General features: G+C 28.0%; 10 protein-coding genes. All 10 read right to left on the bottom strand.

The window, feature by feature from the left end; genetic code table 11:
- Positions 1-298 precede the first annotated feature (298 nt).
- Entirely contained in the window at positions 299-640 is a 342-nt protein-coding gene (locus tag ACWYN7_RS16980) for a hypothetical protein (RefSeq protein ID WP_462861172.1), read from the bottom strand.
- 300 nt (positions 641-940) lie between these two features.
- On the bottom strand, positions 941-1,399 hold the full coding sequence (locus ACWYN7_RS16975) for a hypothetical protein (protein ID WP_462861171.1): 459 nt from the start codon (positions 1,397-1,399) through the stop codon (positions 941-943).
- A 153-nt stretch (positions 1,400-1,552) separates the two neighbouring features.
- Positions 1,553-2,212, bottom strand: a complete 660-nt coding sequence (locus ACWYN7_RS16970) for a hypothetical protein (RefSeq protein WP_462861170.1) — start codon at positions 2,210-2,212, stop codon at positions 1,553-1,555.
- Positions 2,213-2,374: 162 nt separating this feature from the next.
- On the bottom strand, positions 2,375-2,974 hold the full coding sequence (locus ACWYN7_RS16965) for a hypothetical protein (RefSeq protein WP_462861168.1): 600 nt from the start codon (positions 2,972-2,974) through the stop codon (positions 2,375-2,377).
- Positions 2,975-3,127: 153 nt separating this feature from the next.
- Positions 3,128-3,721 carry a DUF4738 domain-containing protein gene (locus tag ACWYN7_RS16960; RefSeq protein ID WP_462861167.1) on the bottom strand — a complete coding sequence of 198 codons (594 nt, stop codon included), beginning with the start codon at positions 3,719-3,721 and terminating at the stop codon, positions 3,128-3,130.
- Between the two features lie 159 nt (positions 3,722-3,880).
- The gene (locus tag ACWYN7_RS16955) at positions 3,881-4,669 is read right to left on the bottom strand and encodes a hypothetical protein (protein ID WP_462861166.1); all 789 of its coding nucleotides are present in this window, start codon (positions 4,667-4,669) and stop codon (positions 3,881-3,883) included.
- Positions 4,670-4,789: 120 nt separating this feature from the next.
- Positions 4,790-5,518, bottom strand: coding sequence for a hypothetical protein (locus ACWYN7_RS16950; protein WP_462861165.1), 729 nt, complete (start codon positions 5,516-5,518; stop codon positions 4,790-4,792).
- Positions 5,519-6,141: 623 nt separating this feature from the next.
- Positions 6,142-6,324: a hypothetical protein gene (locus ACWYN7_RS16945; protein ID WP_462861164.1), complete on the bottom strand. Its 183-nt coding sequence runs from the start codon at positions 6,322-6,324 to the stop codon at positions 6,142-6,144.
- A 217-nt stretch (positions 6,325-6,541) separates the two neighbouring features.
- Positions 6,542-7,216, bottom strand: a complete 675-nt coding sequence (locus ACWYN7_RS16940; protein ID WP_462861163.1) for a hypothetical protein — start codon at positions 7,214-7,216, stop codon at positions 6,542-6,544.
- Between the two features lie 164 nt (positions 7,217-7,380).
- Complete coding sequence (locus ACWYN7_RS16935) at positions 7,381-8,160, bottom strand: tetratricopeptide repeat protein (protein WP_462861162.1); 780 nt, start codon at positions 8,158-8,160, stop codon at positions 7,381-7,383.
- Between the last annotated feature and the right edge of the window lie 84 nt (positions 8,161-8,244).

The raw sequence follows: 8,244 nt of genomic DNA, 5'->3' as shown, positions 1-8,244 counted from the left end.
AAGAATTTAATTCTTAGATTATTACTAGATTTTCAGAAATTAAAATATTCCCACGTTTTTATTTTCCTTTTTTGGTTTGAACTTAACAAACTTTAAAAAATATTTAGCAAATTTTTCCTGCATTTCGATTTTCCTGAGCAATTAAACATAACGTGTTTGTACAAGGTTAGTTGCGTGGTTTAAGCACTAAATTTACTAAATAATTACAGACAAAGAAAATCCGCTAGGATTTTCGTAAGTAAGCAAAAAGCAAGCAATTAATTTTGTACGGTGTTGTAAAATCGTTTTTTTATTCAATTCAATTTTCTATTATTATAGTCTCATCGTATGTTTTCATATTTAAAAGTCCTATCGTTCCACAATTCGGTTTAATGTACTTTTTCGAATTTGGAATTCCGTATTTATCTTTTTCCCAACTCGTATTGAATTTAAATTTCAACGTGTCTAATTTCACGTCAATAATTTTTGAATTGTGATTTACGATTTCCCATTCGTAATTTTCATTTTTCCAACAAATTCCGATTTCGTCTCCAATAAGAGGAATTCCACTTTTGTCAATTTTTATATATTCCGTTTTCGGAACAGAATTGTGTTCTCCATTTATAAAATACCTCATTTTTCCTTGTGTAATGACAGTCACACATTGTTTTTTGTCAGCAGAATAAATTTTAAAATTAGTTCTATTTGTATGGTCTCCAAATGCAAAAAGAAAGACAGTTATTCCAACTACGAATATGACTACTGCTACTAAAATTATTTTCAATATAAATTTCAAATTCGAGGTTTTTCGTAAATGTTTTACAACGGTCTTGGCTATGGTTTCGTTGCGGAATGGTTCGGCAGAATTATTCCGCCGTAAACCAAAGTTAGCAAATACGCAGGAATTTCCGAGAGGAAATTCCGCCGCAATGAACTATAGCCGTTGTTGTGTGCAGTTTTTTTATTGATGTATTGGTTCATTTTCCATTATGTGAAAGGTCAGACTTGGTTTCCGTCCATTATATAAAAATAAGTTCGTCGAGTCCTTTATTCCGCCAAAACTTTTGTCTAATTCAGCTTTTCTTATCGAATCAGCTGTTTTTTTAAATTCATACGAGAGAAAAATCCATTTGTCTTTATCAAATTCCACATTTTCCGTTCGTTTCAAGTCTGAATTTCCAACCTCAAAAACAATTTTGTGTTTTCCTTTAGTCAGCTTTTTGTTTTCAATGTATTGTAAGTCAGGTGCAATATTTGTGTATTTAGCACTTTGGTCAAATATTGTGTCGTTATCCACTATCAATCGCAAAGGAATTTCAGTTTGGTCTTGACTTCCGTTCGAGATATAAAAAATTCCGTCAACTTTTGATTCGCAACCGAAAAGTGAAATAAATAATATAAATGTTAGTAGTTTTCTCATTTCTCAAATTGCACACAACGTTGTTGTGTAAGGAAAGTTGCGTGGTTTAAGCACTAAAATTAGTAAATAAAATACGAACCAAGAAAATCCGCGAGGATTTTCGTAAGTAGGCTTTTACCAGCAATTTTTTTTACACGGTGTTGGCAGTAGATTTTATCTCAAAATTTCTTCGCAAAATTTCATTTCATTATTTTTTCCAACGTAATTTTTAAATAAATTATGAGCTTGATTTTTATTGATTTCGTATTTAAACAGTTTTTTAGTTTCTCGAAGTTGTGCTTTATTCGTTTTAAAGAATGTTTTTGTCTCGAAATTCTCAAAACTTTCAAGATTCCATTTTAAATATTCGTTTTTTGAATAATCTACAAAGGCAATTTTATAAGGTTTTCCCTCATTTTCTGATATATAAATGTCATTCAAATTTTTCATTCTTTCGATATTAGAAAAAACTATTTTAAAACACATATATTTTTTTTGAGCGTTTATTTTTCCTCTGATTGAATTAACCAAATCTAATTTATCCATTAATTCACGTTCAATTTCTCCGACTTTCAGGTAATTTAATGGATTTTTTTGATAATATTTTTCGTGAAGTATGTCAAGTTTATTTTCATTCTTGTTAAACCAATTCATTGTAAAACTTGATATTATTTCTTTTTCCTTTTGTGTGAATTTAAAAACATTCAAGTTTAACTTTAAAATTACCTTTTTTCCATATTCAGTAAATTTTTCGTTATCGTAGTCAATAATTCCGTTTTGAACAATTTCCTTTAAAATCTCTATTTCTTCTAATTCAAAATTTTTATTTTTCATTTTTAGGTTTTTTTAATTTACTGCCAACGTGTTTGTATAAGCAAAGTTGCGTGTTTGTGTGCGAGGATTTTCCGAAGGAAAATCAGAAGCAAGCAAACGAGCAACTAACTTTGGTTAAGCTAAAAGTAGCAATTTTATTTATACGGTGTTGTGCATAGTTTTTTATTCCGCAATATCTATTATCAGACTTTTGCGAGTTAATCTATAATTTTCGCCTGATTTAATCAGACTTTTATTTTTAATCAGTTCAGTCAATTCAGTTTCTTGATTTTTATTAATTTCAATAATTCCATTCTTTTTGAAGTCAGATTTTAGTTTCATTAGTGATTCTAACATATTTTCATTGAAATAAGCATTTCCACAAACAAATACTTTTTTGTTCTTTTCAACAACAGATTCCAATTTTTTAAGAAATCTAACTAAATTCAAAATCATTAAATGTAATTTTGAAGCTTTGTAATACAATTTCATTTGTTTTCCATTGTATTCTGTGTCAACTGAATTCAGTCCGTTTACAATTGGTTTATTGTCATATTCTCCAACTAGAAAATTCAAGTCATTTTTAATTCCATTTACCAGTATTTTTATTCCATCTATTGGAATTTCGTTGTCAGAGAAACTATTGAATTTCGTATCGAATTTATGTTCAATTTTCAGCGTGTGATTTCGTAAAAAAGTATAAATATCAGAGGATTCATTCCAAAATATTCTGTCTTTAAATTCTTCATTTTCTATTATCTGTATGTAAATTCCTCTGTTCATTTCTCAAATTATGCACAACGTGTTTGTGTATGATTTCGTTGCGTGTTTAAGCACTAAAGTTAGCAAATAAATCACAGATAGAAAGTCCGCGAGGACTTTCGTAAGTAGGCTATAACTAGCAATGAATTATACACGGTGTTACCAAACGGTTTTTTATAACCCGATGTCTTTTATATTCCAAAAATCAATTTGTCCTTTTTTCTCGGTTTGATAAAAAATCGCAAAATCACTTCCGATTGCCCAATCCGTATCTGGAACATCAATATCCGCTTTAAAATAAAGTCGGTTTGAGCGTATAAAATCATATTCCACACTTCTCAAAACAGAATATTTTAAAAAATCTCCATCAAGACTATCTTTAAATGTCGATTTCTTTACTAGAGATTTAAGAATAATATCGTTTCCTTTTTTTAATATTATTTCTGTTACATTATCGTGATATATGTCTTTATAAATTATAGGTTTATTCAAGTCGTTTATTCGGACAATTGAGCTGTCATTCAACGAATATGTTTTTAATTCAAGTTGGTGAATTTTATTTCCGATTTTCACTTCTTGATTTTTCTGGATAGTATCGAAATCCGTTTGCCAATAAACAACGGTTGTGTCTAATTTTTTAGGTTCAGGTTTCGTTTCTGCTTTTAATTCCGTTTGTGGCTTAAATTCAGATTGAGTTTTTTCCGATTTTTTTCGGTCGCAACTTGATAAAAACGAAAATATTAATATTAAAGACAGAAGTTGTTTCATAGTTCGGTTTTCAACTGTTTGGTAACGTGTTTGTATATGGTTTGTTGCGTGGTTTAAACACCTAATTTAGCAAATAAAAACCGAATAGAAAATCCGCGAGGATTTTCGTAAGTAGGCTAGAACTAGCAATAAATTATATACGGTGTTAGCATACGTATTTTATTTCGGTCTGTTATTTTCGTTGAACATTATTGGTATAGCGTACTTAACATTTATCACTTCTCCTGCTTTAACATAAAAATCAAATTCAGGTAGTAATTTTAATATTCTTAAAGCTTCTTTTTCCAATTCTTTGTATTCAGTCCTTGATTTTATTTCTACGCTAAATTCCGTCTTCGAGTTTCCAGATTTTATAAGTCCATAAACTTTATGAATTCCCTTTTCTAAACGTGGTATTTTATTCCAATTAATGTTTTTTGTAATGAAACTGTTTAAACTATCTTGATTTTTTGTGTAAATAGAAATATGAGAACTGGAATTGTCGAACTTTTTTTCATCGATAACTTGTCCTTTTCTAATTCCTAAAATCCATTCAGATTCATAGATTTTTAATTCTCTATTTATTAATTTTCCATTCGGAACTGATAGTTTACCAGAATACCAATTTGCTAATACCATTCCATTGTCATATGCTGTTGGAAATAATATTTTCAAATCAGCTTTGATTTTATTTTCGGAATAGGAATAATCACAACTATAGATATTTGATAAGTAAAGTTTATTCTCAATAATTTTCCACTCTGCAACATATCCTCTCCAACAAGCAGTCGAATATCCAGCATCTTGGTCGCCAAATAAATTCATGTCGTCTAATTTCGGATATGAACCTAATGGATTACTATGTAAAGAAATTGTGTCATTTTTCCATATCAAAATATCAGGAATTTGTTCGGTAGCGAAACCAAATGTAGAAACCAATAATATTATGATACTCAATGTTCTTTTCATATGTATGCTAACGTTTTGGTATAAGCTTTGTTGCGTTTTATTATGCTAAAAGTAAGCAATTTATTAAACAACTTTGTGCCTGCGTATTTTTCCGAAGGAAAAATTTAGCAGCAATAAAGTTTATACAGTGTTACCCAACGTTTTTTCTTTCATTAATATTTCAGCTGCTTTTACAGCTTCTTTTTGATAGTCTTTCCTGTTTTCCAATATTTTCAAAAGTTGATTTTCATTTTTATCTTTAAATTTTTCTATAAAACTTTCAGTTAAAGTTTTTTCTTCTATTTCCTGTTTCTCTAAATTAATAGCTTGTTTTTTGTCACTTTTATTTATATATGTAAACATTCTAAACCTATATTTTGTTTTACCTAAAAATGGTTCGTCGTGAATAAAATCGTGAAGTATGTTTGTCAAATAATACCTGTCTCCATTTTTAAATTTTAAATCCCAATAACCAAAGTCAGATACAAGCATTGGAATTCTTCCAGCTCTATCAATAGCATTCTTATAATAAATTCCTAAATGATAATTTGATTCAGCAACATCTTTTATTGTATAATTTTTTGTGATTCCGTTTTGAGTTATCTCAATTTCTTTTGATTCAAAATCTAAAACAAAAGATGTGTTTTTATTTTCAAAATAATAGTCCAAGTATATTAATAAAGAAGGAATATTCATTATAAATATTATTAGACTGAAAATTATAAATATTTTTTGGTCAAGAATAAATTCGTCTCCTGTTTTCCATTTCCAATAAATTGGCAAAAATATTATTAGAAGAATTACCATTTTGAGGTTGTCAAATAGTATTCCTTTCAGAAGTTTATTATTTATTTCGTAGCGTTTTTTCAAATGTTGGGTAACGTTTATGTGTATTAAAAGTTGCGATTTTGTGCCATCGTTATTTTCCGAAGGAAAATATAAGATTGCAAAAAAAGCAACAACTTTTAGTTAAGCTAAAATTAGCAATTTTTTTTACACGGTGTTGGCATTTCGTTGTTTTTCATTCCGACTTATTTTATTTCAGTTTTTATTCTTCAAAGTTTGAGTAAATTCTGCAAGTATTTTATTCTGCGAACTTTTTCAATTCTCATTGAGTAAACAATTCCGTAATTTGCAAAATTCCGATTTTAATTTGAGTTCTGTTTTAGATTCAGTTTCAATTAAGTGAAATATATAAATAGTTTAATTTGATTTCTCAACTACTTCATTTCTTAAAAAACGAAAAGTAAAAAACCAAATAGAAATATTAGCCAATATAAAATTAATTATGCTAAAACTTTCATTTGATTTTATACTACTAATTATTAAACCTCCTAATGTAATTCCAGTTATGAAAAATCCAAATGATAATATTAAAATTGCTTTTTTTGTGAAATGCAAGTTTCCTAATTTTAGGTAAAATTTTCTATTCATAATTTTTTAAAATACTAAGTTTTTTTGTTATTTACTTTTTAATTTAAAATTCCAAAAAATTAATTATTGACACAAAATAAAAATTCTCCAAATGCTTTTCCTCCGTTATAAAAAGCTCCAATTATAAAAAGAACTAAAAGTATTACAAATGATATATTAATTATTGATTTTTCATTTCGAGATAAATTTTGATATTTCTCAATAATATTGTCAATCAAAAATTCATTTTTTTTAGTTTCCATATTTTTATTTTTTTTTTAATAATGTAAAGATATAAATTGTAATCTTTCTATTTTGGAATTTTCCAGTCAATGAATGCCAACGTGTTTGTACAAGGTTAGTTGCGTGGTTTAAGCACTAAATTTACTAAATAATTACTGACAAAGAAAATCCGCGAGGATTTTCGTAAGTAGGCAAAAAGCAAGCAATTAATTTTGTACGGTGTTGTGCGTTCGTACTTTATTCAGTTTCAATTTTGCTGTAAATTTTTCCTTCCCAAGATAATTTTTTCTCTTTCTCTAAAGTGTTTTTAAAGTTAAAGTCAAATTTTGCTTTTATTATTCCTTTTTTAAATAATGACTTGTCAATTAAAATTCGACCATTTTTTAAATTAAAAATATGATTTCCTTTGTCAAAAGTACTTTTATAATCGTTCCAAGCATAGCAATATTCGTTTTCCAACTTAATATGCAAATGACTATAACCAGAAACATTATTTATTGTTTCTCCTTTAATTTCTCCAGTTTTCATCTTTTTAAATTCAAAATGGTCATAAATGGTATTTTCATATACATTCGCAACAGATTTAATTGAATGAAATATGTGTGTCGTATCAACAATTTTATAGTATTCAGTTAATGAGTCTTTATATATTCTGTTTTTTTTGTCATACTTTCTTGTTATAGTCTCCGAAATTTCTTCAGGAACCATTCCAGAATCTAGCCTTAATTCTCCATTTTTATTTCTATAAATACCATCTCCATAACTCCATTTTTCGTTAAAAGAGAAATCTCCATTTAGATTTTCAACCCACTCAATTTTTATTCTGTTTTCATAATTATCTTTTTTCTCATTAGTTTTACAAGAAATTCCGATTAAGAATAAAAGTGAAAAAATTATAAAGTTTATTTTCATTTGAGTACAGTTTGGGTATGACGCACAACGTTTTTGTACAAGGTTAGTTGCTGTGGTTAAGCAATAGAGTTACTAAATAATTACTGACAAAGAAAATCCGCGAGGATTTTCGTAAGTAAGCAAAAAGCAAGCAATTAATTTTGTACGGTGTTGTTAAACGTTTTTTATAATTCAGCTTTGTATAGATTTTCAATATTTTCTAATGGTCTACCCAATAATTTTTCAGCTTCTTTCTGTCCATTAGCCTTTTGGTCAAAAGTCAGTTTAGTTTCTAATTCTTCGATTTCTTTTACAATCTGTTGTTGTTTAATATAAGAGAAGTCTTTTTTAAATTCATTAAATATTAAAAACCATTGATAACTTTTAAATAAGTCTTTTTCCAATTCTCCACCCTCTCTATACATTTGTGCGAGTTGTAAACGAACAGAAGTTATATATCCGCTTTTTGTTAAATTTTCTGGATTTTCTAATTTTCCAAGTCGAGTTGCCCATTCCAACATTTTATTCATATTTTTTTCAACTCCCATTCCAGAATAGTAACAATTAATTATATTCCACATACAAGTTCCGTCTCCATTTTCAGCACATTTTAAACCAAATTCAAAAGCTTTGTTATAGTCTTGTTCAACTCCATCTCCATTTCCATAAGCCATCATCATTTGGTAAAGTCCATCATTAAATCCTTGTTCAGCAGATTTTGAGAACCAATAAATTCCTTTTTCAGTATTTTGTTCGATTCCAGTACCAGCTCTATAGCAATAACCCAAATTATATTGAGATTCAGCATTTCCCAATTCCGCTGCTTGTTTTAAAATCGGAACTGCTTTTTGGAATTCTCGAGTTTCTATTAGTTTCTTTGCTTGTTCATTCAATTTCGATGCATTTTGTCCAAATGCAGTTAAGCAAATTAAAGTCAGAAATAGGAAGGTTAAATTTTTGTTCATTCGTTTTTTGTATTATCCTGATATAGGTTGACCTTTTTTTAGGTTTAATTTATACCGTTCAAATTATTTTTTTAGCCGTTTAGA

The organism is Polaribacter sp. M10, from assembly GCF_054968445.1.
The sequence above is the reverse complement of the archived record's forward strand: the minus strand, read 5'-3'. Positions and strand labels throughout refer to the sequence as shown.